This window comes from Paenibacillus sp. FSL R5-0923, from assembly GCF_038009145.1.
Classification (GTDB): Bacteria; Bacillota; Bacilli; order Paenibacillales; family Paenibacillaceae; genus Paenibacillus_AQ.
Genome location: NZ_JBBPAT010000001.1, coordinates 1708383 through 1735362 on the forward strand (window position 1 = coordinate 1708383; position 26980 = coordinate 1735362).

The following is a 26980-nucleotide window of genomic DNA, read 5'->3' on the forward strand; positions in this document are numbered from 1 at the left end:
AGTGACCATGGAGATGGAGGAAGCCATTAAGGTATTGCTTGTAGATGATCATGAAATGGTGCGGATCGGACTAGCTGCTGTTCTAGGTACTGAAGACGGAATTGAAGTCGTAGGGGAAGCTGGAAGTGGGGAAGAAGGTATCCGCCTGGCACAAGAGTACAATCCGGATGTAGTCCTGATGGATCTCGTAATGGATGGGATGGATGGGATTGAAACGACCAAACACTTAATGAAGCAGTATCCCGAAATCAAAGTTATTGTGTTGACAAGCTATCTGGATGATGAAAAAATGTATCCGGTGATTGAAGCAGGTGCGTTCAGTTATCTACTAAAGACCTCACGAGCTAGTGAAGTGGCAGATGCCATACGCGCTGCGGCAAGAGGCCAGTCTGTACTGGAGTCACAGGTCGCCTCTAAAATGATGAATCGTTTTCGAAACAATGCAAAGGGTGAATCCCCTGCTTATAAAGAGCTTACGGAGCGCGAGATGGAAGTATTACGCCTGCTGGCGCAAGGTAAATCGAATCAGGATATCGCGGACCAACTAATTATTGGGATCAAGACTGTGAAATTTCATGTAACGAATATTCTCGCGAAGCTGGGTGTGGAAGACCGGACCCAAGCAGCAATTTATGCATATAAAAATGGACTAGCTGAATAATTGGATATCCCAATTGGTGTGAGTACAAGAACTGGCCAGAGTAAGAAGGGCTGGTTTTTTTGTGTGCACGAGTATATGAAAATACTTGTCTCCGTATAAAATCTTGTAAAGCGGACATCCTGTTTAGTAGATTAATAGACCGGATTGAGAGGGTGTTGGATTGTGGGGTATGTGGAAGAAAGTAAGGGAAAGAGACACGGTGCAGGCCGAAAAAGCGGTATTAAAGGAATGTTGCTGGTATTGATTCTATGCTGTACTGCGTTACTTTTGGCAGGTTTTCGGGGCGAAGGTGAAAAAGAGAGCAGTCAGATCGCCCAATTGAAAAAGTCACTTCCTCTCCTGACCTCCCTTGGTAAAAGTGTTACAGTACCCGGCTCCCCTCTTCGTTTAGTTTTAAAATGGCAGGGAGAATTCAATGGTGATGGTCTAGAGGCTGGTGTCACTGCAACTAACCTATCCGATGATCTTGGGTTGGGAGAAACAAGCCGGGAAGACGAGGGTGAACATCTTACTTATCGTTCGGCTGCCGACAAAGCCGGTTTTCAAACCACCATGTTCTGGAGTGAGCTTGGAAACGGACGTAGTTATGTGATTGTAACCCTGGAGACACCCGATTTGTTAAATGCTCCGGATCTGCAAGCTGAAGCAGAAGAAGCTGGCGCGAAACTTCGGAAGATCGGAATCGCAGCGGAATGGAACACCTCACTTCAGGGTGCTGCGAAGGAGCAGGAGGACCCTCAGAAGGCTCTATTGTTAACGGAGCAGAATATGTACGCACAACTGCCCGATCTTAAAGTACAGGAAAGCTACGAAGACGAAACAACAGCCAGCCATACTTATAGTACATCAGCATTGTTGCATTCCGTAATCAGCGGAAACCACGAGGTAGTTCTACAGACAGCTATTCATCAGGATACAAAAGAGGGCAGCAGCCGCGTTACGATTGGATTACCATTAATAACAATAGAATATTGAAAAAGACCAATCAAGGATCTATTGTAGAATGCCCGTACTTACAATTTTAACATCAACCTTGGTATGGAATTTTACTTTCCGGTAATCCTCAGACCAATTTTTGTTGCTCCAGACATTGTGATGATAAGCAATAAGTTTTCTTCCTACACCAAAGATATCACAGTTTGCCTTTTGGATTTCATTAACAACTGTCTTGGCTTCCTTTGTAAGCAAATCCGAAAGATCTTGATTGACTTTTTTAAGTTCTTTTTCGTCGAGTACATCCGTAAACTCTTCTACGACGGCTTGCAGCTCTAAGCCCAAATTCACATCAATGCTTTCATCAGCAGAAACGGATACCTTGAATTTTCGCTTTATTTTTTTTGAACCGACATTAATGGTAATGAAATTCCGAATATCATCGGAATGTCCCAAATCAAGTTTCTTAGTGAAGCGGGCATTTTTCCCCTGTTGTCCCATCAGCAGAACCATCATGATTGACTGATCGGGGTTCAACATTCCGCTGTAATTCTGGTCATGAAAGAGAGCCACCCCTTTCGTGATTATATCGCCCTCATCTCTGCCCAGATATGGAAGAGCAAAGTCATGCCCTGGATCCATCAGGGAACGGAACACGGTATCTGCCGTTTCTTTTGGAAAAATACTCATTTCTTCCAGACTATCGATCTTTTGCTTAATGAATTCCCCGATCTTTAATTCCCCAACCTTTTTTTGCTCAAGAATTTGGGCAGCTTCTCCTTCCGTAATAATTAGCCGAACGTTGGATGTTGGATTGCTTGGATCCCTGTAATTCACATCCAGAATAGGGTACAGGCCACGCTCAGCCGTAGTCCTTCCCATAAGCTCAAAACCATATTTAATAAATCTAATGTTTCCCCTAACTTTATTTCGCAATTGATTGCTCGCATTGCGCACAGTCGGTCCGAAACTCGAATGGATTTCATTCTTGGTAGCTTTCTGCTCAATATCGGGGGGGATGATTAATTCGATGGTTTCTTTGATCTCTCCGTTCTCTGTATAATCAATTGCTGCACAATAAGCCAGATGCAGGTCTTTCAAATATTCCCGGTCCCAACATCCAGTGAGACAGATGGAAACAAGGGCAATTAAAAGTAAATGCGACTTGAATTTCATGTCAAACTTCATGCAAGACCACCTGGCTTTCTCTTCATAAATAGGGAAATCATCAGCAATACCATCGATAATCCGGCAATAAACACATAGGTCGCATAGTTAGCGGCTGTATCAAAAAGATGTACATCAGCAGGAGTTACAGGTGCAAGTGCGATCATAAAAGTAATGATTTTTACAAACGGGGCAAAATGTTTATGGCTTTTTCGACTAAATAAAACACTGAGTCCAATGGATGCTGCGTAACAGTAGCTAACAATAGAACAAACAAGCGTGATGGCCCAAATCGGCAGAAATAGGATATCTGCACGGTCCACGATATAAAAGTTAAGAGATTTTACTAAGTAGATGACGGGTTCGGGCATGATTTTGATTTGCTCGGAGTTAAATACCATTAGACAGGTAGAGACCACAAAGACATAGAGCAGGGTTACGAACCCACTGGCTAGACTAATGGTCATTAATTTTTGTTTATTTGTACCTTCGGAAAGCGGATAGACGATCATCATCATTTCGAAACCATACATAGATTTAGTTGATTCCTGTGCTCCCTTCACGACATTCCAGAATCCGTTCTCCAAAAGGGGGAGCATAAATTCAAAATGAGCTTGAGTTAAACCATAGCTGACAAATAGTATAAGCGGGACAAAAAGAACTGTTGCCAATGTATAGAATCTGGCCAACACTGTAAGCTTTTCCCTTGCCAAATAGAGAGTCATGATCGAAAAGAGGGTTAATATAGCCCATCTTGGTGTGGATTGCAGAATCCACCTCTGCAGCACCTCTACCGCACTGAACATAATATTGGAGCCAAGCAGAACAAAGTAACTGATGTAAGCGATTATAAGTATTCTACCGATAATTGGACCTCCGAGCTTTAAACATATAGTAAATAAGTTGAGTCCGGGGAAATTTTTCAGCAGAACCCATAGAAGAATGATAACAATTTGGGTAATGATGCCCGCAATCAAAACAGAGAGCGCTCCTCCACCCTTGGCCGCTTCGTTAAGCTTGAAGGGAAGAGACAGAATGCCAACCCCGATTTGGGCTTGAATCATAAAGCAGAAAAGTTGCCCCCTCGTTATCATTTTTTCTTTTTGAGTCATTCTTATAACTCCTGTCAGTTCAGATTAAATGATTATTCTTCTTCAGCCTCTGATTTGCTTGTATTCTTGCGGATGGACCATATTGGAAGACGCAAGAAGGTGTCTTTCAAGCTTTGAATATTTACCGGGCTTAGAGGCGTAAGGTAAGGTTGTCCAAAAGATTCAAGCTTACACAAATGTACAAAAATAAGTGTCAACCCAAATGATATGCCAATATATCCGAACAAAGAGGCAGCAACCATAAGTGGAAACCGCATAAATCGGATCGCGGAGCTCATCTCGTTGGAAGGGATAAGAAAGGATGATATGGCAGTCAATGCTACAACGATGATCATTGCGTAGGAGACCAATCCAGCCTTAACAATGGCATCCCCGATGACCAAACCACCTACAATCCCAATGGTTTGACCTACACGGCTGGGCAGACGGAGCCCTGCCTCCCGCAGCAGTTCAAATATGAGTTCAAGCAGCATCGCTTCTACCAATGGGGGGAATGGGATCCGGGTCAGTGAACCTTGAATTGTGAAGAACAATTGCAAGGGAAGGACGCTGGAGTGAAAAGAAACGGTGGCAATATAGAGCGCGGGCAGTTGGAATGCTGTTACAAAACCAATCAGACGGATAAAACGGACAAAGGAAGCAATCAGCCATCGATTGCTATAATCATCCGGCGTCTGATAGAAGGTGAAGAAGCTGGCAGGTACAATCAGAGCTGTGGGATCTCCATCCAGCAGGATTGTGACGTATCCTTTCAGCAAGTAGAAGGAGGTATGGTCTGGGCGCTCAGTATTGATATGTTGTGGAAATATAGAGTACGAATTATCCTCCGTTAATTCCTGAATAAAGCCGGTGGAGAGCACCGAATCAAGAGTGATTTTTTTTATTCTAGATTCTACTTTTTTTACTAATTCAGGTTTGGCAAGGTTCTCCATATAGATTAAAGCTACCTTTTTGGGAGCGATTTTCCCAAGGGTGAAGTAGCGAACAGTAAGGTTTGGAGTGGTGATTTGTTTACGGATCAGGTATAAGTTAACCGTCATATCTTCAATAAAACCGTTATGCGGCCCCCGAATAACTGCTTCATTCAGAGGTTCGGTTATGGATCGTTCGTGTTTGGCAGGAGTAGAGAGGATATAAAATTCAGATATTCCTTCAACAAAGTAGAGGCAGCCTCCGTTAATAAGTCCCTGAATGCCTTTATTTAGTTCTGTTTCCACACCGAAGCTGAGCGTTGTAAATAGTTTGGAAAGCTCTTTGTTTTTGCTATTGTGAAAAGGAGCAATCACATTCTGCTCAACCAGTTCCATGTCTGCCATGGACTCTAGATAAAAGAGAATTCCTTCAGTTCCGTTAAAGGATATTCTTCTTTTTTTGAGATCATTTGAATAGAACAAGGCTGCTTCGATGAAATCGACGTTTTGATCTACAGTAGTGAATGAGATCTGTGTTTGGTCAGTCATTAAGGGCGCTCGACTTTCGAGTTATTTTCCTTTAACGTTCCCGAATGATTTGCAGAATATTCCTGAATGAAAGTAACTAATTGGTATAAGTGTTTGTCTGCACAGCTTGAGAAACAGAACGATTCACTTATATTAATGGATAAAGTGACAAACACTTCGTCAATATAGATAGTTCTATAAGGTGAAGTATAATTAGTAATAAGAAATTTTAATTGAAATTTGCGAAATCCTGAGAGTATTTGTCAGTAATCTGATAGCATCCTTTTTAGGAATATGCTAAAATGACATAACGTCGTTTTCTCGACGCTGAGAATGTCAATAAACTATATTACATACAGAAAGATGAGGAGCCATGGCTGAAAATCAAACCCTTGATGCACTGCACACACCCGGTGCTGTCTTTTTTATCTTTGGGGCAACCGGAGATTTAGCCCGGCGTAAGCTTTTCCCGGCGATTTACAGCTTGTACCGTGAAGGTAAGCTGGCACATGATTTTGCGGTAATTGGCGTGGCGCGGCGCCCGCGTACTCAGGAAGAATTTAGAAGTGATGTGAAGGAATCCATCCTTGAATTCTGCCGTTATAAAGCGGGAGAAGAGAATGAATGGAATGAGTTTGTACAGCATTTTGAATACAAATCTCTGGACATCAACGATATTGATGGCTTCCGTGAATTAAGAGCTCAAACAGAAGCTCTTGAAGAGAAGTTCAGAATTCCGGGCAATCGGATGTTCTATCTTGCGCTGGCACCTGAATTATTCGGCAGTGTCTCGTTCAACCTTAAGGCTGGCGGCATGCTGGATAGCACAGGTTGGAATCGCCTCGTCATCGAGAAGCCTTTTGGATATAATCTGGAATCAGCTGAGCAGCTGAACGAGCAGATCCGTGAGGTGTTCAAGGAAGAGGAGATCTACCGGATCGATCATTATCTTGGTAAAGAAATGGTTCAAAATATTGAAGTCATTCGTTTTGCAAATGCTTTTTTCGAGCCGCTTTGGAATAATAAGCATATTGCCAATATTCAAATTACACTTGGCGAAACCGTAGGTGTTGAAGAGCGTGGTGGTTATTATGACCATGCTGGAGCGTTACGGGATATGGGCCAGAATCATATATTGCAACTGCTGACTATGATTGCAATGGAACCACCAAGCCGTCTGCTTGCAGAAGATATTCGTGACGAGAAGGTGAAGGTACTTCGTTCACTTCGTCCTTATGGTACATCTGACGAGGTTCGTGAGAACGTCGTGAGAGCACAGTATATTCAAGGCTTGCATAATGGAAAGACCCTTCCTGCTTATCGTCAGGAAGATAAGGTTGATCCTGAATCGAGTACTGAGACGTATTTTGCTGCCCGTGTGTTTGTAGATAACTTCCGCTGGGCTGGAGTTCCTTTCTATATTCGTACAGGTAAACGTCTACCGGTGAAGACAACGGAAGTGGTAGTTGAGTTCAAGGGAATGCCAACCAATGTTTATTTGGGACAAAAGCATACGCTGGAGCCTAACCTGCTTGTTATCCGTGTGAACCCTATGGAAGGCATTTATGTAAAGATTAATGCCAAGAAGCCGGGTTCCGAGTCTGAAATTCAACCATTAGCTATGGACTTCTGTCAGAGCTGCTTGGTTGGAATCAATTCCCCGGAAGCTTACGAGCGCTTGCTTCATGACGCGGCACGTGGAGATTCCACTTATTTCACTCGTTGGGATGAGGTATCGTCGGCATGGTCGTTCGTGGATCGTATTGCGAAGGCTTGGAAGGAAGAGTCGAGTGATCTATCTGCTTATCCTGCAGGCACTTGGGGTCCGGTTGAAGCGGATCAATTGCTTGCTCAGGATGGCTTCCATTGGTGGCCGGTAAACGGTCAGGAAGAAGATAATGTAGTATGGCTGAAGAATAACTAAACTTTGCTTTAATGCTATCTCCCTGCAGAGGATGCAGGGAGATTTTTTGTAATGCTGAGATTAGAGAACACTCAGCCTCCCCAGGCCACTCTGGCTCCAAATGCCGCTCGGGCGACAGGAGCATTTTTTAAATAACTGCACTTTGTACAATTAAAATCACATATTGGGTGGAAATTAGTCTTTTAAGTGTATTCTCTGCAACTATTTTCTCCGCATAAGGCCGAAAAGCTAGCACATTGAATTTTTAATTGCATCAAATACAACTAAAGGCGATTGGAAATGCTAATACTTCTTATAAGTGTAGGAAATATAACTATTTTACTATAAGAGACTGTGGAGAAATGTGAAACGAAATCAAGGGAGGGGCCTATATTCAACGGGGGGCCATGGGGAGTCCTGTTTTCAATTAACACACACCTCTTTGGGACGACCGAACGGACATTATCCTCCAAAATGCATGTTTTAGTCGAGCTTACGGACAAATGTATGCGAAAAACCTAATACAATGTGCCGCCAGTAACGTAAACGAGCCGAATGTATGCGAAAAACCTAATACAATGTGCCGCCGGTAACGTAAACGAGCCGATTGTATGCGAAAAACCGAATACAATGTGCTGCCAGTAACGTAAACGAGCCAAATGTATGCGAAAAACCGAATACAGTGTGCCGCCGGTAACGTAAACGAGCTAGCGCTGTTATCTGCCCTGAATCACCCGGGAATGGGCTTGTTATTAGGGAATAAGTGCAATAAGGACGCAGTCAGGCGCTTTTCTTCTTGAACTATGGGAACTGGTGAACAGGATATAGACCTGATTTGGGAGATATTTTGCTGCAAAAGCTTTTTAGTAGATAATGTCTGCCGGATTTTGATATACTTTAGAGGATGCTTTCACTTGAAGCGGACTGGAGCTAGACCTAAGATAGCTATTCATTCAGAAATGAAGGGGTATGAACGATGAGCAGAGCACCGATTTGAAGATAACCCCAGTGTAATTGAAGCAGAAGCAGGAATTTTATATATGAAGGGATATGTGTAATGAACAAAGCAATAGATCAGAAGCTGCAAAAGGAAGTGGACAGACGCAGAACCTTTGCGATCATTTCCCACCCGGATGCGGGTAAAACAACTTTAACGGAAAAACTACTGTTATTCGGTGGTGCTATCCGTCTGGCGGGAACGGTTAAGGCCCGTAAGGCGAACAAGCATGCAACGAGTGACTGGATGGAAATTGAAAAGCAACGGGGGATTTCTGTTACTTCCTCTGTGATGCAGTTTGATTATTTGAATCACCGCGTGAATATTTTGGATACACCGGGTCACCAAGACTTTAGTGAGGACACCTACCGTACACTAACAGCAGCGGATAGTGCGGTCATGCTTATCGACGTGGCAAAAGGTGTGGAAACCCAAACGACCAAGCTGTTTCAGGTATGTGCTAAACGTGGGATTCCAATCTTTACTTTTATCAATAAGCTGGACCGTGAAGGACGCAGTCCGTTTGATCTAATGGAAGAGCTGGAGCAGGTACTGGGTATTCGCTCTGTGCCTATGAACTGGCCGATCGGTAGTGGACGTGAGCTATGCGGCGTATATGACCGGATGAAGAATCAGGTGGAGCTGTTCCAAGGTGACGATCACTCCGTAATCAAGGTGCAAAAGGTTGACGGATATCGTGATCCAATCATTCGTGAAATGGCTGGGGAATATCTGCATGATCAACTGTGTCAGGATCTGGAGCTGCTGGATGTAGCAGGCGATGCTTTTGACTATGAAAAAGTACTAAGTGGTGAACTCACACCTGTGTTCTTTGGTAGTGCAATCAACAATTTCGGCGTACAGACTTTCCTCGATAATTTCTTGGATCTGGCACCGAAGCCTGAACCACGCCGTAGTACTACAGGTTTGGTAGAACCAATGAACGAGAAGTTTACTGGCTATGTGTTCAAAATCCAAGCCAATATGAACCCGGCTCACCGTGACCGGATTGCTTTTCTACGTATTGTGTCCGGGAAGTTCGAACGAGGTATGAGCGTGAAGCATGTACGTGCGGGCAAGGACATTAAGCTGGCCCAACCGCAACAATTCTTGGCGCAAGACCGTGATATCGTAGAGGAAGCTTATCCGGGAGATATTATCGGGTTGTTTGATCCAGGTATTTTTAGAATTGGAGATACACTGAGTCAGGCCGGAGATTTGGAATTCGATGAGCTGCCAACATTCTCACCAGAGATTTTTGCTAAAGTGAGTATTAAAAATGCTTTGAAATCGAAGCAGTTCCAAAAGGGTGTCGATCAGCTGACTGAAGAGGGTATGATTCAAGTATTCCGTACGGTTAACTTTGACGATATTCTGCTCGGTGTAGTTGGACAGCTGCAGTTTGAAGTGTTCGAGTACCGCATGAAGGGTGAATATGGTGTGGATGTTCAGTTGCAGCGTATGCCATACCAGTTCGCGCGTTGGATCGTAGATGATGCTAAACCGGATGCGAGTAAGTTCCGTATTAACTCTACGCTCGTTACAGATAAGAAGGGCAATTTTGTCGTATTGTTCGAGAATGAATATGCTATGCGGACAGCGATGGATAAGAACCCGACAGCTACGTTCCTAGAGATGGCTCCAAAAGCATTGCTATAGTAAGGAAGCTACAACTTTCTGATTGTTAATAAAAACCTCCGCCTTCAGCGTGCAACTGCACAATGGGAAAGCGGAGGTTTTTGACTAGTTGCGGCTACCTATGACGTGATATTTCCGGGAGTAATCGTCTCCAGGTGATCATGAAGCATAGAAACCAAATTGTCTTGCTTAGCGGTGTCTAAGTCCTTCCATATCATTTCAAACACGGCGCCAAGTCCCGGGAGTGCTGCTTCCGGTCCGTCTACCGAGCCTTCAATCATATGCCGCAAATCTTCTTCAGATTGACCATGCACTTTATGAATAATCGCCTGGCGTAAGTCAATAGTAACCGGCATAAAGTACCTCCTTTTTGAAATATAGTGATATTCACTTCGTTTTAATGTACCCTGTATAGGTGCTGGAAATTCAAGTTTTTGTTCGTGTATGCTATACTGTTTTAGATATAGAAATGCTACGGGAGGTACATAAGACATGGCCAAAAAACAATATGCCATCATTGGCATGGGGCGTTTCGGATCCAGTGTTGCGAGAGCACTCAGCGGTATGGGGTTTGACGTACTTGCGATTGATGCGGACGAGCAGCGGACACAGGAGATTTCAAATATAGTAACACACGCCGTATCTGCAGATTCAACGGATGAAGAAGCGCTACGCGCACTTGGTATTCGCAATTTTGATGTGGTGGTTGTGGCTATTGGAGAGGACATTCAAGCAAGCATTCTTACAACTTTAATCCTGAAGGACCTTGGTGTACCAGCAATTATCGCAAAAGCAAAAAGTGAGCTGCACGGAAAAGTATTAGGAAAAATTGGTGCAGACAAGGTGATTTATCCTGAACGGGATATGGGAATGCGGGTTGCGCATCATTTGGCTTCGCCTAATATATTAGATTATATCGAGCTGTCGCCTGATTATAGTATTTTGGACATGAAGGTATCCGGATCGATGCTCGGGAAAAATCTACAGGAACTCGATATCCGCGCAAAATATGGCTGTAACGTAATGGCTATTCGCCAAGGTGAAGAGATGAACATCTCCCCTCGCGCGGAGGATCGCTTGATCGATGGGGATATCCTTGTAATCGTTGGGCATAAAGATAACCTGACGAAGCTGGAGATCGCGTATCAGTAGGTGGTAACGTAATCATCAGGTTTATAGGGGAGTAGAAGAGAAGAAGAATAAAGATAAAGAGCAAAAAATATAAGAGCAAGAATAAATGGCAAGGCATAAGAAAGGAAGACTTTATGGAAATCATGTCTCCGCAAAATACGCGGGTTAAAGAGTGGGCCGGGCTGCAGGAGAAAAAGCACCGTGACAAGGCTCGTAAATATATCGTAGAAGGCGTTCATCTGGTACAGGAAGCGCTGCTGGCTGAAGCAGATGTGGAATGCCTTGCTTATGACCTGGACAAGGGAATGCCTGCTGAACTCAAGGGGCTTCTTCAGTCCGTTCAGGGCATGGATGTGATCGGCGTAACAGCGGCGATCATCTCGAAATGCAGCAGCACTAATACACCGCAGCCGGTGTTCGCCATCGTGCGGAAGGAACAGCAGGCGGTAGAGGCTATCCTAGCGAAGAAGGATAGTCTGGTGGTTGTCCTGGACGGTGTCCAGGACCCCGGTAATGTCGGCACCATCATCCGCAGCGCGGATGCAGCGGGAGCAGACGGAGTGATCCTCGGCCAAGGCTGTGCCGACCTCTACAATCCGAAGACCATTCGTTCCACGATGGGCTCGATGTTTCATCTCCCGGTGGTGGAGGGAGATTTAAGTGAGATTTTGCCACAGGCCCGGGAACGCGGGGCATTGCTGGTAAGTACTTCGCTGCAGGGAGAAGAATCGTGCTATCAGCATGATTTTCACGGCAGTCAGTGGCTGTTGATTGGCAGTGAGGGCAAAGGCATTTCGCCGGAAACTGCGCGACTCGTGGACAAGAGTATCATCATCCCGATGGCAGGCCGCGCTGAATCACTAAATGCGGCGATGGCCGCGACGATTTTGCTGTTTGAGGGAATGAGACAGCGAGAGGCTTAAGTTGTTTCTAAAAAAGGAACGGACGATAAAAAACTGCAAGCTCATGATTGAGTTGCAGTTTTTTTGTCGTTTTTAAGAAGCCTGCTCAAACTGGCTATTGTAGAGCTCTGCATAGAATCCGTTCTGAGCCAGCAATTCTGCGTGGCTGCCGCTTTCCAAGATATCGCCGTCCTTCAGGACCAGAATCACATCAGCATTCTTGATCGTTGAGAGCCGGTGTGCGATAACGAAAGAGGTTCTGCCTTCCATAAGCTTATCCATCGCCTGTTGAATCAGCAGCTCTGTACGGGTATCCACCGAGCTTGTAGCTTCATCAAGAATGAGCATCGGCGCATCTTTCAGCATCGCGCGAGCGATGGTGAGCTGCTGCTTTTGTCCGGCGGACAGATTAACTTTATCGTTCAGTACGGTGTTGTATCCGTCACTTAAGGATTTAATGAAGCGGTGCAGGCCAACGGACTTGCAAGCCTCTATAAGCTTCTCGTCTGTAATGTTCTGCTGATTGTAAATCAGGTTCTCTTTGATGGTACCCTCAAACAGCCAGGTATCCTGCAGGACCATACAGAACAGATCATGAATGTTCTCTCTCGTAAGGCTGCTGATCGGCGTATCATCGATGTAGATTTCTCCACCCGTTAATTCGTTGAATCGGATGAGCAGATTGACCAGCGTAGTTTTGCCTGCGCCGGTAGGACCAACGATCGCCACTTTTTGCCCAGGTTTTACATCTGTCGAGAAGTTATTGATAATCAGTTTTTCTGAAGTCTCATACGCAAATTGTACTTGGTCAAATTTTACTTTACCTTTAGCAGTTGGCAGTGTGTTCTCTTTATGGCTCTCGTCTTCCATTTCCTCAGCCTCCAGAAATTCGAACACGCGTCCGCCGGCTGCAGATGCAGCTTGCAGGCTCTGCGCGGCCTGGGCAATCTGGGACAACGGCTGGGTAAAGTAACGTACATACATAATGAAGGCGACGATAACCCCAAATGAAATCGTACCGTTCATGGCGAGTACACCTCCAACGATACAGACGGCAACGAATCCTAGATTACCAATAAAGCCCATCAGGGGTGGCATCAGCCCAGAGAGGAATTGCGCTTTGAAGGCGCTGTTCTTCAGTCCCTGATTTAATTCCTGGAAGGTAGTGCGCATCTGCGCTTCGCCATTATATGCTTTAACTACATTATGTCCTGTGTACACTTCTTCGACATGACCGTTGATTTTACCTAAATACTCCTGCTGGCTAGCAAAATATTTCTGCGATTTCTTCATAATGACCACCATAAGGCCAAAGCCGATGATCGTTGCCACGATAGCGGTAAGGGTCATAATTACATTGGTCTTCAGCATCATGACGATCGAACCGACGAACATAGCTAAGGCGGTTACGACATTACCAATACTCTGATTCATCGATTGCCCGATGGTATCTACATCATTCGTTACCCGGGATAAAATATCACCTGTGGCCGATTTATTATAGTAGGAGATTGGAAGTTTGTTCATTTTATGAGCCAGATCAGTTCTTAATTTCTTCGAGACCTTCTGGGTAATAATCGACATGATCAAGCCTTGTGAGAGTGACAACAACGCACCGACGCCGTAAATTACGACGAGGGTAATACCAATGGTAGTAATGCCGTCCATATCGATGCTGCCGGCAAGACCAGCTGTAATTTTGTCGGTGATCTCGGAGAGTTTGTCCGGACCGAATAACGTGAGCACCGTTCCAGCTGCTGCGCAGATTAGCGCAATCACAATAACCGGAACATATTTACGGCAGTAGCGGAGCAGCTTGCTCCATGTATTCTGGCCTTTATTTTTGGTTTTCATTATGCAAGCTCCTCCTTTGTAAGCTGAGAATAAGCAATTTCCTGATAGACGTCGCAGGACCGCATTAGTTCGTCATGCGTTCCCATGCCTACGATTCGTCCGGCTTCCAGCACAATGATCTTGTCGGCATCTTTAATCGTACCAATGCGCTGTGCAACGATCAGCATCGTTGAATCATTCGCGTCTTTCTTAAGCTCACTACGCAGTTTGCGGTCAGTCTTATAGTCAAGTGCGGAGAAAGAATCGTCAAAGATTAATATTTCTGGACGCCGGGCAATCGCTCTGGCAATCGACAGCCGCTGCTTTTGCCCGCCAGACAGATTCGTTCCACCTTGGGCGATATGGGCATCATAGTTCCCCTCTAGCTTTTCTACAAATTCAGAGGATTGGGAAGTGTACACCGCATCTACAATATCTGAACTGAGGACCTGACCGGATCCGTTCTCACCAAATGCAATATTGGAGGACACTGTTCCGCCAAATAGAACAGCCTTCTGAGAGACATAGCCCATTTTATTCCGCAGCGCTTGCTGGTCGTATTCTCTGACATTGATACCATTTACCAGCACTTCGCCTTCTGTAGCATCATAGAAACGGGGAATGAGGTTAACAAGTGTACTTTTCCCGCAGCCTGTAGATCCGATAAAAGCAACCGTCTCCCCCTGCTTCGCCGTGAAGCTGATGTTCTCCAACACATATTCCTCTGCATCTGGATATTTGAAGCTAACCCCCTTGAATTCAATCTCATCTTCTCGCTTCACAGGGAATTGAGTTACTGATCCATTCTTCAAGCTAGGTACTGTTTCTAGCACTTCATTGATACGCTTAGCCGATACTTGAGCACGGGGCAGTAGAATAAAGATCATAATCAGCATCATAAAGGCCATAACCACTTGCATGGCATAAGATGAGAATACGATCATATCTGAGAACAAGCCCATCTTGGCAGTACCCTCGGCTGCTTGAATGAGCACTGCACCCACCCAATAGATGGAGAGACTGAGTCCACTCATAATCAAAGTAATACTCGGCATCAATAGGGTCATTACATTGTTGGCAAATAGGTTGGTACTGGTAAGCTCGTTGTTAGCTACAGCGAACTTCTGTTCTTGATATTCCTCGGCATTATACGCCCGGATGACACGAAGACCGTTAAGATTCTCTCTGGATACACGATTCAGATTATCTGTAAGCAGCTGCAGCTTTTTAAATTTAGGCAGGACGAGCACGATACAGACTGCGACAATAACCACTAGTAATGCCACCGCGGCACCTGTCGTAAGAGTCCACTCCCAGCTTTTGCCCGAAATCTTGAGTATCGCCCACACTGCGAGGATTGGTGCTTTCACAAGTAGCTGTAAGCCGATCACAATCAGCATTTGTACTTGCGTGATGTCATTCGTGGAACGGGTAATTAGACTGGCTGTTGAGAAGTTACTGATCTCCTCCATCGAAAAGGATTGTACCTTATCGAACAATTTGGAACGCAATCTTGCAGACAAATCGGCTGCTATTCTTGCAGCAATGCCCGCTACAACAACCGAGGTCGCCAGACTGCCAAGAGCACAGAGCAGCATCCAACCGCCTGCGACAAGGATTTCATTCATTTCGCTCCCTGGTGTCTGGATCAGCCGGGTAATATCACTCATGTAGTCAGGCAGTTCTAAATCCAGCCAGACTTGAGCGATAATGAACATGAGACTGATACCGAATAAGAACCATTCTTTGGGTTCCAGATTCTTGAGTAATTTCAACATAAGAATGACTCCTTTGCATTATCGTTGCTATGATCTTAACGAAGAATGATAAACTGAAAGTTAACTTTTGCTATGAAAAGAAAGAAGAGACCGTCCCTTAAGCCATAGAATGACTACTTGGGGTGGTCTCTTGTGTTTGAGCAGATATACGTGAACACATTAGCATTTTATAAAAAATATACATAATCTATGAATTCTTCAATAAAATCTGCGCCAGTTTCACTTTTCCTTTTTTGATACATTGTGAATCCAACACTTTCGTACATCCGTTGAGCAGGGTTTAAATCGTCATTCGTGGTTACAATAATTTTTGTTACATCATTCTGGGTGATTCTATTAACCGCCTCTTGAAGCTGGATTTTACCATAGCCATTGCCTTTATGTTTTGAAGCAATGCAATTATGCCCAATTTCTGCATACTCAGGCATGTTTCTCGGGTCCCACACCACAAATCCGATGGGTTCATCATTTACAGTTGTGATAAAAGCATATCTATCTGCAATTTGTAAATGGTCAAAGAAAAAGTTGTCAAAATCCTGCCAATCAGAAATAGAGTTTTGTTCATATCTGCGATCAAATGAATACGCATCTGTCAATAATTCAAGGAGAATTCCCCGGTTAAAGCCGCTCAGTTTTTTGAATTGTACACTCATTTACTGGTAACCCCCAATTCTTTAGTTACCTTTTTAAAATCGGGGAGCAGCACGGTGAAAGTGGTTCCTTGTATTGGAACACTGTCGCAGGTGACGGTTCCGCCGTGCAGCTCAATGATTTTTCGGACAATCGTAAGCCCCAGGCCATTACCGGCAGTAGAGTGAGAGGTATCTTGCTGATAGAACTTGTCGAAGACCTTGGGAAGTGCACTTGGACTGATGCCTGCTCCATTATCACGGAACGTAATTTCAACCTGATCTTTCATCTGCCTCATAGTAACTTCGATTTCGCCGTGCTCAGGAGTGAATTTAATCGCATTGTCCAATAAATTCAGCCAGACCTGGTTCAGCATCTCTTTATTCCCAGGCACCATATAGTCCTGTACGTTGGCTTTGAAGGAAATATGCTTTTTCGTAAGTTTAGTATGCAGTAGCAGGACACATTGGCGAATTTGTTCTCCGACATTGAAGGGCTGCCGGTCGGTTAATATGGCCTGTGCTTCCACTTTGGAGAGGTTCAATACATTGGAGGCCAGTGTAGCCAGACGGGTAGATTCCTCGATAACAATATCCAGATATTCATTCCGTTCATCCTTACTCAGCTCGTCATCCTTCAGGATTTCAGCGAACCCTTTAATCGACACAATCGGAGTACGGAATTCATGGGAGAAATTGTTTACAAAGTCTGTTCGCAGAATTTCAATGCCACCCAGTTCCTCGGCCATCCGGTTAATATTCTCGGAAAGAATCTTGAACTCCGGAGGGTGCTTGAGCTGCAGCCGCATGGAGAAATCACCTCCGGCCAGTTGGTCAATAGCATCAATAAATGTGCGGATTGATTTCAGCATTCTGCGACTGGTAATTACTGATGTGACGGTGCCGATAATAATGCAGGCAATCAATATAATCAAGGTGAGAATTTTTTTGTCCTGAAGAATCCGCTCATCAAGTAGGCCGAAGGCCAAGGACAAGTAGGTCAGAATTCCGGTGATTAACACTGTAATGAGGAAAATAATGAATACAGCAAGCGAGAAGTAGATTGGCAGACTGATTTTGCTGCTTAGCTTTTTGATCATTTTCTCACCGCCTTGTATCCGAGACCGCGGACGGACACAAGTTCGAATTCCGGATAGTTTTCAAACCGTTTCCGCAATCGGTTGATATGTACATTAACCGTAGTGTCCGTAGTCTCGCTGTCCATCCCCCAGATTTCGTCCATCAGCTGGATTCGAGTGAAAATGCGCTCCGGATAGGATAAAAGCTTATAAAGGAGATGGAATTCCTTCTGGGGAAGCATCTGTTTTTCATTGTCTCGAGTTACTGTTAACGTATCAAAATCAAGAATAATTTTACCGACTACAAGCTTACGGGCGCTTACAATCTGCGAGCGGCGCAGTAGGGCTTGTATTCTCAACAGCATTTCTTCTGTATCTACAGGTTTGGTCATATAATCGTCGGTTCCGAGGCGAAAGCCTTTTTTCTTATCTTCTGGAAGCTGTTTGGCCGTGGCCATGAGGATCGGGATCATGTTGTTCGCATTCCTTAGCTCCTCGGCAAATTCATAACCATCCATCCCCGGCATCATGATATCGAGAATAATTAGATCAATATGCTGGACTTCAAGAACTTCCAGTGCCTGGATTCCATTCTCGGCGGTTAATACTTCATAACCTTCCCGTTTCAGGACAGCGTTCATCAGCTTTCTGACATGCTTATCGTCTTCCACAACGAGGATCTTAATCATGGTTTCACTCCAATAGGTTTCGGATTTGACCCTTTTCCCCATAATTCTAATTGATAAAAGTGCTAAAGACAAAATCTTTAGTGGTTGGGCAAACTAGTTGTCTCCCGTTGAATTAGTTGAAACGACAGCGGCTGCAGCTCCATGTCCCTACCAAGCAGCGCTGGAGCCAACAGAAGAAAAGCATTCTCCGCTTGTCCCGCAATCGGATTCCGTACAGTGGTGATTCCGAGCGTCTGCGACAGCTCAGAATTGTCAAACCCAACGATGGCCAGATCGCCGGGCACATTTAACTGCTGCCTGCGTGCTTCGCTAAGGACGCCTACGGCAACCAAATCATTGGCGCACAGAATAGCATCCGGCTGATCAGGTTGTCCCATTAGGGTCTGCACCAATTGCTCTCCATCTCGGATTCCATAGATCGTGGAGTAATACCATTTCTCCATAACGGGCAGATTATATTTGGTCATGATTTGCTCATAGGCCAGGCGTCTGCTGTGGGTATTGATGCTGCTAGGACGGCCGAAAGCATTAGCGATGCGCTTATAACCTCGCTCTATCAGATGCTCCAGAGCAAGTGCATATCCATCATACTGGTTCATGGCAACGGACGGTATTTCAGGATGGTCCATACGCTGCCAGGATACGATTGGCCCGTATTTGCAGTAGGAAGAGATAACATTCTGTGCGTTGACGGAGGTCAGGATGAGCAGGGCGTCGACTCGTTTCATTTTGAGATCTTCAAAAGCCTGAAGCTCCTTCTGCTTATCCCCGCCGGTAGTATAAATAATCGTCTGGTATCCGTAACGACCTGAGATTTCGACGAAGCTGTTCATAAAACTCAGAATAAGCTCGTTTAGGTCCATGGTGATCATGCCGATTTGTTGTGTTTGACCTTTGGATAAAGAAATGGCATTTCGGTTAGGAACATAGTCCGTTTCTTTCATGATGGCGAGAATTTTCGCACGAGTCTCCTTGCTAACATGAGGCGATTGGTTCAGGACGCGGGACACCGTGGCTTTGGAAAAGCCCGACAGCTTAGCGATTTCGTCAAGAGTGGACATCGGTTTGTTCTCCTTCACATGATTAGTACTTGACATGTAACGCGTTCCAAGGTTTAGGATTCGAATTAGAGCAGTAATCCTATACTATCACAATAGCAAAGGCGGGAAAAAATATGGAATTGCAATTTCCAAAAGGATTCTTATGGGGCGGTGCTGTAGCAGCGAACCAGCTTGAAGGAGCATATCAGGAAGATGGTAAAGGGTGGTCCACCCAAGATGTTATGCCGAAGGGAATTAAGTCTGCGCCTACAGAGGTACCTACCGAAGATAATATGAAGTTAATAGGTATCGATTTCTATCACCGATATAAAGAAGATATTAAGCTGTTCGCGGAAATGGGCTTTAAAGTATTCCGGACGTCCATTGCCTGGTCCCGGATTTTTCCAAAAGGGGACGAGCTGGAGCCCAATGAAAAAGGTCTGCAGTTTTACGACGACCTATTCGATGAGTGTCATAAATACGGCATCGAGCCACTGGTGACTATCTCCCATTATGAAACTCCGCTACATCTGGCAAGAGAATATGATGGATGGGTTAACCGTAAGATGGTGGATTTTTACGAGCGCTATGTGAGAACGATATATAATCGTTACAAGAACAAGGTTAAATATTGGCTGACCTTTAACGAGATTAACTCCATTCTTGAGTTCCCGTTTATGAGTGGCGGGATCAATACGCCGTTAGAGAAATTGAGTAAGCAGGATCTGTATCAAGCTATTCATCATGAGTTCATAGCAAGTGCTCTGGCTGTGAAAATCGGCCATGAAATCAATCCTGATTTCCAAATCGGGTGTATGGTGCTCAGTATGCCGATTTATCCGCTCACTCCGCATCCGGACGATTTGATCAAGGCAATGCAAAGTGATCACAAAAATATGTTCTTTGCGGATGTTCATGCTAGAGGGTATTACCCTGGCTATATGAAGCGGTTCTTCAAAGAAAATGGGATTCACATTCATTTTGAACCAGGGGACGAAGAGATTCTGAAGCATACTGTGGATTTCATATCGTTCAGTTACTATATGAGCACTTGTGAAACGGCTGATCCAGAGAAACAGATCAGAGGAGAAGGGAACCTGCTGGGTGGGGTGCCTAATCCGTATCTGGAAGCGAGCGAATGGGGCTGGCAGATCGACCCACAAGGCTTGCGTTATGTTATGAATATGTTCTACGACCGATATCAGAAACCGCTGTTTATCGTGGAAAATGGTCTTGGCGCTGTCGATCAGCTGGTATTAGATGGGAACGGCGAAAAGGTAATAAACGACGACTATCGGATCAATTATTTACGAGATCATCTGGTTCAGGTCGCGGAGGCTATTGCCGACGGAGTGGAAGTCATGGGCTATACAAGCTGGGGCTGCATCGACTTGGTTAGCGCAACGAGCGCCGAACTAAAGAAACGTTATGGCTTCATTTATGTGGACCGTCATGATGATGGTTCAGGTACTCTTGAACGATACCGGAAGAAGTCCTTCCACTGGTACAAAGAAGTGATTGAATCAAATGGACAGAACCTGTTCTAGGATGTCGGTTGACATCATGAATTGAACATGTTAATTTGTAAATAACAATTAATCGGATATCAGGATTGCTACTGCATAGCAGGCAAAACCTAAGTTTCATTTATGTTTACGGGAGATTTTTCTCTCGTGCATGAATGTGATTTAGGTTTTTTTGCGTTCATTCCTTCTCGATTGATTAATATATCGGTTACCAAAGGGGTGTAGGATAATGAGTTATGAACAGCTAGGTAAAGACATCATTCAATCTGTCGGTGGAGAGAAAAATATTAACAACGTAATTCACTGTGCTACTCGACTAAGATTCACGCTTAATGATGAACAGAAAGTTGATAAAGAAAAGCTGGATAAAATGGAAGGGATTATTGGTGCAGTTAGCAAAGGGGGACAATTCCAAGTTATTGTGGGTACCCATGTTGCTGATGTTTATAAAGAGATAAGCAAATCCATATCCCCTAGTAGTAATTCTGGCGATAATACGGTTAAGAAACCTATAGGAACCCTGATTTTTGATGTGATTTCTAGAAGCTTCTCGCCTTTAATTGGTGCCTTAGCGGGTGCAGGTATGTTGAAAGCGCTGTTAACTGTACTGACTTCGTTAAATATTTTAGCGGCGGATGGAGAGACTTACAAAGTATTAGCCGGCGCTAGTAATGCTGTGTTTTACTTTCTGCCAATTTTCCTGGGCATTACGTTATCGATTAGACTTGGTGTAAATGCTTATGTAGGGGGCGCTATCGGTGCGGCTTTACTCGAACCTAATATTACGGGATTAGCTAGTGTTGAATCTCCACATTTCCTAGGTATTCCTTTAGTAATGTCGGATTATTCATCGAGCGTTTTTCCGATTTTCATCGCCATCTGTATATATGCTTTACTAGATAAGCAACTAAGAAAATTTATACACAAGGATTTACAATTGTTCTTGGTACCTATGTTATGTTTGATGTTGATTGTTCCTTTGACCATTTTGGTTTTCGGACCGTTTGGAGTAAATGTAGGGAACTTAATCGGAGACGCTATTGTGTTCCTCAGCAGTAAGAGTGGTATTATTACGGGTGCAATTGTGGGGATTTCCTGGACGTACCTGACCGTGCTCGGTTTGCACTGGGGACTCGTTCCGATTATTCTTGAAAACATTGCTAAGGGTGGAGATCCGATCTATGCAATGGCAGGTATGGCTATTTTCGCCCAACTTGGTGTAGCCTTAGGGATTTTCTTGAAAACAAAAGACAAAAAGTTGAAAACATTGGCCGGAAGTACCTTTTTACCTGGCGCGCTCTCAGGGGTAACTGAACCTATTATTTACGGATTGTTGACACGTTACAAACGGACTTTTATTTATGTATCTATTGCCGGTGGTCTAGGTGGAGCGATGTCAGGTCTTGCTGGTGTAAAAATGGAAGTATTCGCATTTGTGAGCGTATTAAGTCTTCCTGCATTCTCACCTTTGGCTATTCAAGCGATCATAGCTCTTGGGACGATTATATTGGCTACGGTGATTACGATGTTCTTTGGTTTTGAAGACAAAAAGAAAGCGAATGCTGTGGAAGAAATATCGAATGGTGTAGAAGAAAAGACGAATACTGAAAAGAGCGAAGTTATTCTCCCACACGCTGTGAAAAGTACAACTATTGTAAGTCCTCTAGCTGGTAACGTAATCCCTTTATCCTCAGTAGATGATGCTGCATTTGCTTCTGAAGCAATGGGCAAGGGGATGGCAATCGAACCTTCAGAAGGTAAGCTGTACTCCCCGGTAAGTGGGGTTGTATCCACCATTTTCAGAACAGGTCATTGTATTGCAGTCGTATCGGATGATGGCGTTGAAGTTCTGATCCATATCGGTATAGAAACTGTGAAGTTAAAAGGGAAATACTTTGATGTGAAAGTGGAAGAAGGAGCAACGGTTAAACAGGGTGACCTACTGATTGAATTTGATCTCGAACAAATAAAAAATGAAGGCTATCAAAGCACAACGCCAATCATTATTACCAATACAGCTAACTATAGTGATGTCATTGGCACCAAGAAAGCGGCCATCAAACCGGGCGAAGATTTGATGACTGTTGTAGTTTGATTTAGTGCAGGCCATAAGAATTAACACGAAATCGATCTCTTAGTATGGATGCTGAGAGGTCGATTTTTTATGAAAAACATTATAAAAATATAGCTAGTTGCGCATAATGGAAAGGATTGTTAGATGCTTGTCGATTAAATAAGTCCATGGTATGATTTTTATAAATTAATAATTGTGGATTGTTACTGGTCGTGCAGGCAAAACCCGAAGTTTAGCCATTTGTTAATGGTTACTTTTGGTTTTGCCTTTTTTAATTTCTGGTACAAGGGGTTGCCGTATGCGGATCGAAAAAGTGTTAAACAACAATGTTGTTACTGTCATAGATGATCTTAATTTTGAACTGGTAGTCATGGGAAGAGGACTTGCCTTTAAGAAAAAACAAGGGGACTATCTAGAAGAAGACAAAATTGAAAAGATCTTCACTTTAAGCAATCAAAAGCTTTCAGATAAGCTAAAAACACTGCTTTCTGAGATTCCAATAGAGCATATGGAGCTTTCAGAAGAGATTATCAATTTCGCCAAGCTGCATCTAGGTAAAATGCTGGATGATAGTATCTACATCAGTCTGACCGATCATATCAGCTTTGCGTTAGAGCGATTCTCAAAAGGGATGAAGATTAAAAACGCCATGCTTTGGGAGATCAAAAAGTTCTATAAGGAAGAATATGAGGTTGGGAAAGCTGCACTTCAAATTATTCATTCAAAGTTTGGCATTATGCTTCCCGAGGATGAAGCTGGACATATTGCTCTCCATCTGGTGAATGCTGAACTGAATGAAGAGATGCCGAATATGGTCAATATTACGAAGATTATGAATGACATCTTAAATATAGTGAAGCATCATTTTAGACTAGAGTATGATGAGGAGTCCCTCGCTTATTATCGGTTTATCACTCACTTGAAATTTTTTGCCCAACGTCTCATTAATGGCACTCCACCGCCGGATAATGAGAATGGCCTATTTAATTTAGTGAAGGAGCAATACAAAGAAGCTTTCGCCAGCGTTGAGAAAATAAAAATATATATTGATAAAACATACAATCGTGAATTAACAAATGATGAAATGCTGTATCTCACCATACACATTGAAAGAATTACAAACCAAAAAATGGAGTAGCAAACATCCTAATGATCAAGGAAGCCCTTGATTTATTAGGATTTTTTTTAGTAAAAAGTCCAGCTATATTAAATTTTAACTTTGACTTTCGGTGGAATCACGTATAAGATAACTATTATGTTATCTATGATAATCATTATCAATAGAATGATAACAATTATCATAGAATATAACTTCGAGCGTTATATACAGGGGGATAAAGAGAATGCACAAAAGGTTAATTAGTTTATTTATGGTTATTGCTATCATATTGGTAGTATCGGGCTGTGGTACTAACCAAAAGAATAATTCAACATCAAACACGGGAGCAAATGACAAACCAGCTTCTGAAAACGCAAGTAGTGAATCTACAAGCGGTCCGATCGTATTAAAAGATTCTAAAGGCGAGGTTAAGCTGGATAAGCCTGCGCAAAAGGTTGTAGTTCTGGAGTGGACATTTACGGAAGATATTATTGCGCTCGGAATGCAGCCGGTGGGGAATGCCGATAACGAAAATTACAAGTTATATGTAACTTCTGAAGTGCCACTCGATGCAAGCGTAACGGATGTTGGTTCACGTGATGAGCCGGATCTAGAGACCATTGCTTCATTAAAGCCAGATTTGATTATTGCGAATACGGGCGGACACGAAGGAATTTATGATCAATTAAAAGGCATCGCTCCAACACTGATTTTCGGTCTGTATCCGGAAGAAGGACAAGGCAATCAGTATACGTTGATGGAAGATACTTTCAAAACAATTGCAGCGGCTGTAGGTAAAACCGCGGAAGGCGATAAGGTTCTTGCTGACCTGGATGCACATTATGCGGAAGCGAAGGCAAAGCTGGCTGAAGCAGGTAAAGAAGGCTTGAATTACGTGCTGACGCAAGCTTACAGCTATCAGAATGCAGCAACATTGCGTCTCTTTACAGACAACTCACTGGCTGTTCAAACGTTGGATCGAATTGGTCTAAAGAACGACTGGAAACCCGAAAAATTCGAAGTTTACGGCTTCACTACATCAACAGTTGAAGCATTGCCGGCTGTTCAGGATACTAACCTGATGTATATCGTTCAGAAGGATGATAATATTTTCACGAAAGAACTGAAGGATAACTCCGTGTGGAACGGCCTTAACTTTGTGAAAGAAAATCGTACCTTCGGATTGAGCAGTACTACTTGGGTGTTTGGCGGTCCGATTTCCTCCAAAGTTATCGTGGATGAAGTAGTAAATACATTAACGAAATGAGTGCTTTTATGAACGGGAAGAGCAGCAAAGAAGCCTCAAGTGGAATGACTTGGCGAATCATTGGAATATTTGGGGGCGGCCTTGCCGTCCTCTTTGTTCTGTCCATTCTAAGCCTAGGCTTCGGCGAAGCCAAAATTCCTGCAGCTACGGTATTGGAGGGATTGCTAAATCGCCAGGATGTGATGGAACATAATCTGCTCTGGGATATCCGGATGCCGCGTACGGTAATTGGCCTACTGGCTGGGGCCGCTCTAGCTGCGGCTGGAGCATTATTGCAAACGATAACGAAGAATCCGCTTGCTTCTTCAGATACATTGGGGATTAATGCCGGAGCTTATTTTATGGTTGTTCTAGGTATGGTTACTTTTCCAGCTTTGCAGCATGAGTTCCCATTTTTGCTTGCAGTAGCAGGGGGGCTGCTTGCTGCACTGGCTGCCTATTTGTTGAGTGGTGGTAAGGGGGCCACGCCTGTCCGATTAGCTTTATCAGGTATGATCGTGTCTATGGTTCTCGGCGCGTTTACATCGGCCCTACATATTTTTAACAAGAACGAAACGCAAAACCTATTTTTATGGGGCTCAGGCTCACTGATTCAGCTAGATTGGGACGGTGTTAAGTATGCCTGGCCTTTTGTTATTCCATTGCTAATAGCAGCTATGCTCGCAGGTAGGCAGTTTGACGCGTTGGAGCTTGATGAGTCCACTGCTCGTTCACTCGGGCAACGTGTTGGATTGGCACGGGGGTTAGGTCTAGGTTTATCTGTATTGTTGGCTGCGGTCGTGGTCAGCGTGGTCGGTCCGATCGGATTTGTTGGTCTGGTGGCTCCTCATCTGGTTCGGCTTAGCGGTATTCGAAAGCATCACCTGCTCATTCCTGCGAGTGCGCTGTGGGGAGCACTGCTCATTACGGCAGCGGATACGCTTGCGCGTATGGTTCGTAGCAGTGTAGGTGAGATGCCAGTTGGGGCGGTTATGGCGATTATTGGAGCGCCTTGGCTCATATGGCTGGTGCTCACCAAGATGAAAAATATATCGGGTTCAGGCTCAGGTCAGTCATCTATGAATATAGGTGGAACTGCGCTTCGGATGCGCTTTGTTCCGGCGGTGATAACCATGACCGTACTGCTCGTTGCGGTTATCCTTGTGAGTTTGTCACTTGGGGGAACGAGAATACCGATTAGCGAGCTACTGAGCAGTCTTATCCACAGCGGAGATGGATCTTATTCCGTCCTGCTGAATTTACGGCTTCCGCGTACACTCGTTGCGGCTGGAGGCGGTATCGCGCTTGCCATTAGCGGTGTCTTGATTCAAAGCGCTGTCCGAAATCCGCTGGCTGACGCCTCCATTATTGGTGTGACCTCGGGTGCTGGATTGGGGGCGTTAACCGTAATGGTCGCTTTTCCGGCATTGACGGTATTAGCAGTCCCTATTGCAGCAATTGCGGGTGGTGCTTTGGCTGCAGCCTTTGTGTTTGTTATGGCATGGCGTAGAGCCTTGAATCCATCGGTCCTTATCCTGCTTGGAATTGCAGTATCAGCAATTGCTTCTGCGGGAATACAGGTCATGATCGTCAAGGGCAGTTTATGGAGCAGCAGCTCCTTAATTTGGTTAACGGGTTCGACTTACGGGCGAAGCTGGAATCAATTTAATAGCTTGTTTATCTTCCTGATAGTACTCGTTCCTTTTGCTTATTATTTAGGACGTAGATTGGATTTACTAGCATTTGGCGATGAGAGTTCAACAGGTCTGGGCTTACCCGTTCGCGGAACTCGGCTTTGGGCGATGATTATCGGTGTGATGCTTGCAGCAGGAGCCGTTGCAAGTGTAGGAACCATTGGGTTTCTCGGACTTATGGCGCCGCATGCTGTACGGATGATGATTGGGCATCACACGAGACGATCTATTGTTCTGTCAGGATTACTTGGCGGATTGATGCTCGTGATTGCGGATACGCTGGGAAGAACCATAATGGCACCGAAAGAAATCCCATCAGGCCTTATTATTATGTTGATCGGAGCTCCGTATTTCCTATTTTTAATGTATCGGTCTCAGGTTAGAAAGGTGTAAACCTTGGGGAGAGAGTG

At 44.3% G+C, this 26980-nt stretch carries 21 protein-coding genes; 11 read left to right on the forward strand and 10 right to left on the reverse strand.

The features are described 5' to 3' along the window. The first annotated feature begins 7 nt into the window (after positions 1 to 7). Both MKX35_RS07755 and MKX35_RS07760 read left to right on the forward strand, forming a co-directional pair. Positions 8 to 661, forward strand: a complete 654-nt coding sequence (locus tag MKX35_RS07755; protein ID WP_179085807.1) for a response regulator — start codon at positions 8 to 10, stop codon at positions 659 to 661. A gap of 162 nt (positions 662 to 823) precedes the next feature. After that, complete coding sequence (locus MKX35_RS07760; protein ID WP_076300393.1) at positions 824 to 1636, forward strand: YwmB family TATA-box binding protein; 813 nt, start codon at positions 824 to 826, stop codon at positions 1634 to 1636. An 18-nt stretch (positions 1637 to 1654) separates the two neighbouring features. Here the strand turns inward: MKX35_RS07760 and MKX35_RS07765 are convergent, their stop codons facing one another. From MKX35_RS07765 to MKX35_RS07775, 3 genes are read right to left on the reverse strand one after another with little or no spacing between them, the layout of a single operon-like run. Next, on the reverse strand, positions 1655 to 2782 hold the full coding sequence (locus tag MKX35_RS07765; RefSeq protein ID WP_081383017.1) for a Ger(x)C family spore germination protein: 1128 nt from the start codon (positions 2780 to 2782) through the stop codon (positions 1655 to 1657). Beyond that, positions 2779 to 3873 (reverse strand): GerAB/ArcD/ProY family transporter, encoded by a 1095-nt coding sequence (locus MKX35_RS07770; protein WP_076285316.1) that lies wholly within the window; start codon positions 3871 to 3873, stop codon positions 2779 to 2781. The genes MKX35_RS07765 and MKX35_RS07770 overlap by 4 nt, the downstream gene beginning before the upstream one ends. A gap of 32 nt (positions 3874 to 3905) precedes the next feature. Continuing rightward, a complete protein-coding gene (locus MKX35_RS07775) occupies positions 3906 to 5333 on the reverse strand; it encodes a spore germination protein (protein ID WP_076300392.1) in 1428 nt (475 codons plus the stop codon). Positions 5334 to 5685: 352 nt separating this feature from the next. On the opposite strand from MKX35_RS07775, the gene zwf reads away from it, so the two are divergent. Continuing rightward, positions 5686 to 7236, forward strand: coding sequence for a glucose-6-phosphate dehydrogenase (gene zwf, locus MKX35_RS07780; RefSeq protein ID WP_042191750.1), 1551 nt, complete (start codon positions 5686 to 5688; stop codon positions 7234 to 7236). Between the two features lie 1036 nt (positions 7237 to 8272). Continuing rightward, positions 8273 to 9871: a peptide chain release factor 3 gene (locus MKX35_RS07785; protein ID WP_076285313.1), complete on the forward strand. Its 1599-nt coding sequence runs from the start codon at positions 8273 to 8275 to the stop codon at positions 9869 to 9871. Between the two features lie 98 nt (positions 9872 to 9969). Here the strand turns inward: MKX35_RS07785 and MKX35_RS07790 are convergent, their stop codons facing one another. Further along, positions 9970 to 10206, reverse strand: coding sequence for a small acid-soluble spore protein SspI (locus tag MKX35_RS07790; RefSeq protein ID WP_042130985.1), 237 nt, complete (start codon positions 10204 to 10206; stop codon positions 9970 to 9972). Between the two features lie 136 nt (positions 10207 to 10342). Between MKX35_RS07790 and MKX35_RS07795 the strand changes: the two genes are divergently transcribed. Beyond that, positions 10343 to 11002, forward strand: coding sequence for a potassium channel family protein (locus tag MKX35_RS07795; protein WP_076285312.1), 660 nt, complete (start codon positions 10343 to 10345; stop codon positions 11000 to 11002). A 113-nt stretch (positions 11003 to 11115) separates the two neighbouring features. Then, the gene (locus MKX35_RS07800; RefSeq protein ID WP_042194519.1) at positions 11116 to 11904 is read left to right on the forward strand and encodes a TrmH family RNA methyltransferase; all 789 of its coding nucleotides are present in this window, start codon (positions 11116 to 11118) and stop codon (positions 11902 to 11904) included. A gap of 72 nt (positions 11905 to 11976) precedes the next feature. On the opposite strand, the gene MKX35_RS07805 is transcribed toward MKX35_RS07800, so the two are convergent. The 6 genes from MKX35_RS07805 to MKX35_RS07830 form a co-directional block, all read right to left on the reverse strand. Next, positions 11977 to 13737: an ABC transporter ATP-binding protein gene (locus MKX35_RS07805; protein ID WP_076285311.1), complete on the reverse strand. Its 1761-nt coding sequence runs from the start codon at positions 13735 to 13737 to the stop codon at positions 11977 to 11979. After that, positions 13737 to 15494: an ABC transporter ATP-binding protein gene (locus tag MKX35_RS07810; protein WP_076300391.1), complete on the reverse strand. Its 1758-nt coding sequence runs from the start codon at positions 15492 to 15494 to the stop codon at positions 13737 to 13739. The genes MKX35_RS07805 and MKX35_RS07810 overlap by 1 nt, the downstream gene beginning before the upstream one ends. A gap of 167 nt (positions 15495 to 15661) precedes the next feature. Next, positions 15662 to 16147, reverse strand: a complete 486-nt coding sequence (locus MKX35_RS07815) for a GNAT family N-acetyltransferase (protein ID WP_076300390.1) — start codon at positions 16145 to 16147, stop codon at positions 15662 to 15664. Then, positions 16144 to 17223, reverse strand: a complete 1080-nt coding sequence (locus MKX35_RS07820) for a HAMP domain-containing sensor histidine kinase (protein WP_076300389.1) — start codon at positions 17221 to 17223, stop codon at positions 16144 to 16146. Before MKX35_RS07820 ends, MKX35_RS07815 begins: the two co-directional genes overlap by 4 nt. Beyond that, a complete protein-coding gene (locus tag MKX35_RS07825) occupies positions 17220 to 17891 on the reverse strand; it encodes a response regulator transcription factor (protein ID WP_076300388.1) in 672 nt (223 codons plus the stop codon). The genes MKX35_RS07820 and MKX35_RS07825 overlap by 4 nt, the downstream gene beginning before the upstream one ends. Positions 17892 to 17968: 77 nt before the next feature. Next, positions 17969 to 18952: a LacI family DNA-binding transcriptional regulator gene (locus MKX35_RS07830; protein WP_076300387.1), complete on the reverse strand. Its 984-nt coding sequence runs from the start codon at positions 18950 to 18952 to the stop codon at positions 17969 to 17971. 113 nt (positions 18953 to 19065) lie between these two features. Here MKX35_RS07830 and MKX35_RS07835 point away from each other — a divergent pair, with 113 nt between their 5' ends. The 5 genes from MKX35_RS07835 to MKX35_RS07855 all read left to right on the forward strand — a co-directional run bounded on the left by MKX35_RS07835 (position 19066) and on the right by MKX35_RS07855 (position 26963). After that, positions 19066 to 20478 (forward strand): glycoside hydrolase family 1 protein, encoded by a 1413-nt coding sequence (locus MKX35_RS07835; protein ID WP_076285305.1) that lies wholly within the window; start codon positions 19066 to 19068, stop codon positions 20476 to 20478. 208 nt (positions 20479 to 20686) lie between these two features. Next, positions 20687 to 22552, forward strand: a complete 1866-nt coding sequence (locus tag MKX35_RS07840) for a beta-glucoside-specific PTS transporter subunit IIABC (RefSeq protein WP_076285304.1) — start codon at positions 20687 to 20689, stop codon at positions 22550 to 22552. A 277-nt stretch (positions 22553 to 22829) separates the two neighbouring features. Then, positions 22830 to 23669 carry a BglG family transcription antiterminator LicT gene (gene licT, locus MKX35_RS07845; protein ID WP_076285303.1) on the forward strand — a complete coding sequence of 280 codons (840 nt, stop codon included), beginning with the start codon at positions 22830 to 22832 and terminating at the stop codon, positions 23667 to 23669. A gap of 205 nt (positions 23670 to 23874) precedes the next feature. Next, the gene (locus MKX35_RS07850; RefSeq protein WP_076300386.1) at positions 23875 to 24897 is read left to right on the forward strand and encodes an ABC transporter substrate-binding protein; all 1023 of its coding nucleotides are present in this window, start codon (positions 23875 to 23877) and stop codon (positions 24895 to 24897) included. Further along, positions 24894 to 26963, forward strand: a complete 2070-nt coding sequence (locus MKX35_RS07855) for an iron ABC transporter permease (protein ID WP_341044013.1) — start codon at positions 24894 to 24896, stop codon at positions 26961 to 26963. The genes MKX35_RS07850 and MKX35_RS07855 overlap by 4 nt, the downstream gene beginning before the upstream one ends. Positions 26964 to 26980 lie beyond the last annotated feature (17 nt).

Coding starts and splice junctions, on each gene's coding strand:
- MKX35_RS07755 (WP_179085807.1), top strand. CDS start 8: ATGGAGATGGAGGAAGCCATTAAGGTATTGCTTGTAGATGATCATGAA.
- MKX35_RS07765 (WP_081383017.1), bottom strand. CDS start 2,782: ATGAAGTTTGACATGAAATTCAAGTCGCATTTACTTTTAATTGCCCTT.
- MKX35_RS07770 (WP_076285316.1), bottom strand. CDS start 3,873: ATGACTCAAAAAGAAAAAATGATAACGAGGGGGCAACTTTTCTGCTTT.
- MKX35_RS07775 (WP_076300392.1), bottom strand. CDS start 5,333: ATGACTGACCAAACACAGATCTCATTCACTACTGTAGATCAAAACGTC.
- zwf (WP_042191750.1), top strand. CDS start 5,686: ATGGCTGAAAATCAAACCCTTGATGCACTGCACACACCCGGTGCTGTC.
- MKX35_RS07785 (WP_076285313.1), top strand. CDS start 8,273: ATGAACAAAGCAATAGATCAGAAGCTGCAAAAGGAAGTGGACAGACGC.
- MKX35_RS07790 (WP_042130985.1), bottom strand. CDS start 10,206: ATGCCGGTTACTATTGACTTACGCCAGGCGATTATTCATAAAGTGCAT.
- MKX35_RS07795 (WP_076285312.1), top strand. CDS start 10,343: ATGGCCAAAAAACAATATGCCATCATTGGCATGGGGCGTTTCGGATCC.
- MKX35_RS07800 (WP_042194519.1), top strand. CDS start 11,116: ATGGAAATCATGTCTCCGCAAAATACGCGGGTTAAAGAGTGGGCCGGG.
- MKX35_RS07805 (WP_076285311.1), bottom strand. CDS start 13,737: ATGAAAACCAAAAATAAAGGCCAGAATACATGGAGCAAGCTGCTCCGC.
- MKX35_RS07810 (WP_076300391.1), bottom strand. CDS start 15,494: ATGTTGAAATTACTCAAGAATCTGGAACCCAAAGAATGGTTCTTATTC.
- MKX35_RS07815 (WP_076300390.1), bottom strand. CDS start 16,147: ATGAGTGTACAATTCAAAAAACTGAGCGGCTTTAACCGGGGAATTCTC.
- MKX35_RS07820 (WP_076300389.1), bottom strand. CDS start 17,223: ATGATCAAAAAGCTAAGCAGCAAAATCAGTCTGCCAATCTACTTCTCG.
- MKX35_RS07825 (WP_076300388.1), bottom strand. CDS start 17,891: ATGATTAAGATCCTCGTTGTGGAAGACGATAAGCATGTCAGAAAGCTG.
- MKX35_RS07830 (WP_076300387.1), bottom strand. CDS start 18,952: ATGTCCACTCTTGACGAAATCGCTAAGCTGTCGGGCTTTTCCAAAGCC.
- MKX35_RS07835 (WP_076285305.1), top strand. CDS start 19,066: ATGGAATTGCAATTTCCAAAAGGATTCTTATGGGGCGGTGCTGTAGCA.
- MKX35_RS07840 (WP_076285304.1), top strand. CDS start 20,687: ATGAGTTATGAACAGCTAGGTAAAGACATCATTCAATCTGTCGGTGGA.
- licT (WP_076285303.1), top strand. CDS start 22,830: ATGCGGATCGAAAAAGTGTTAAACAACAATGTTGTTACTGTCATAGAT.
- MKX35_RS07850 (WP_076300386.1), top strand. CDS start 23,875: ATGCACAAAAGGTTAATTAGTTTATTTATGGTTATTGCTATCATATTG.
- MKX35_RS07855 (WP_341044013.1), top strand. CDS start 24,894: ATGAGTGCTTTTATGAACGGGAAGAGCAGCAAAGAAGCCTCAAGTGGA.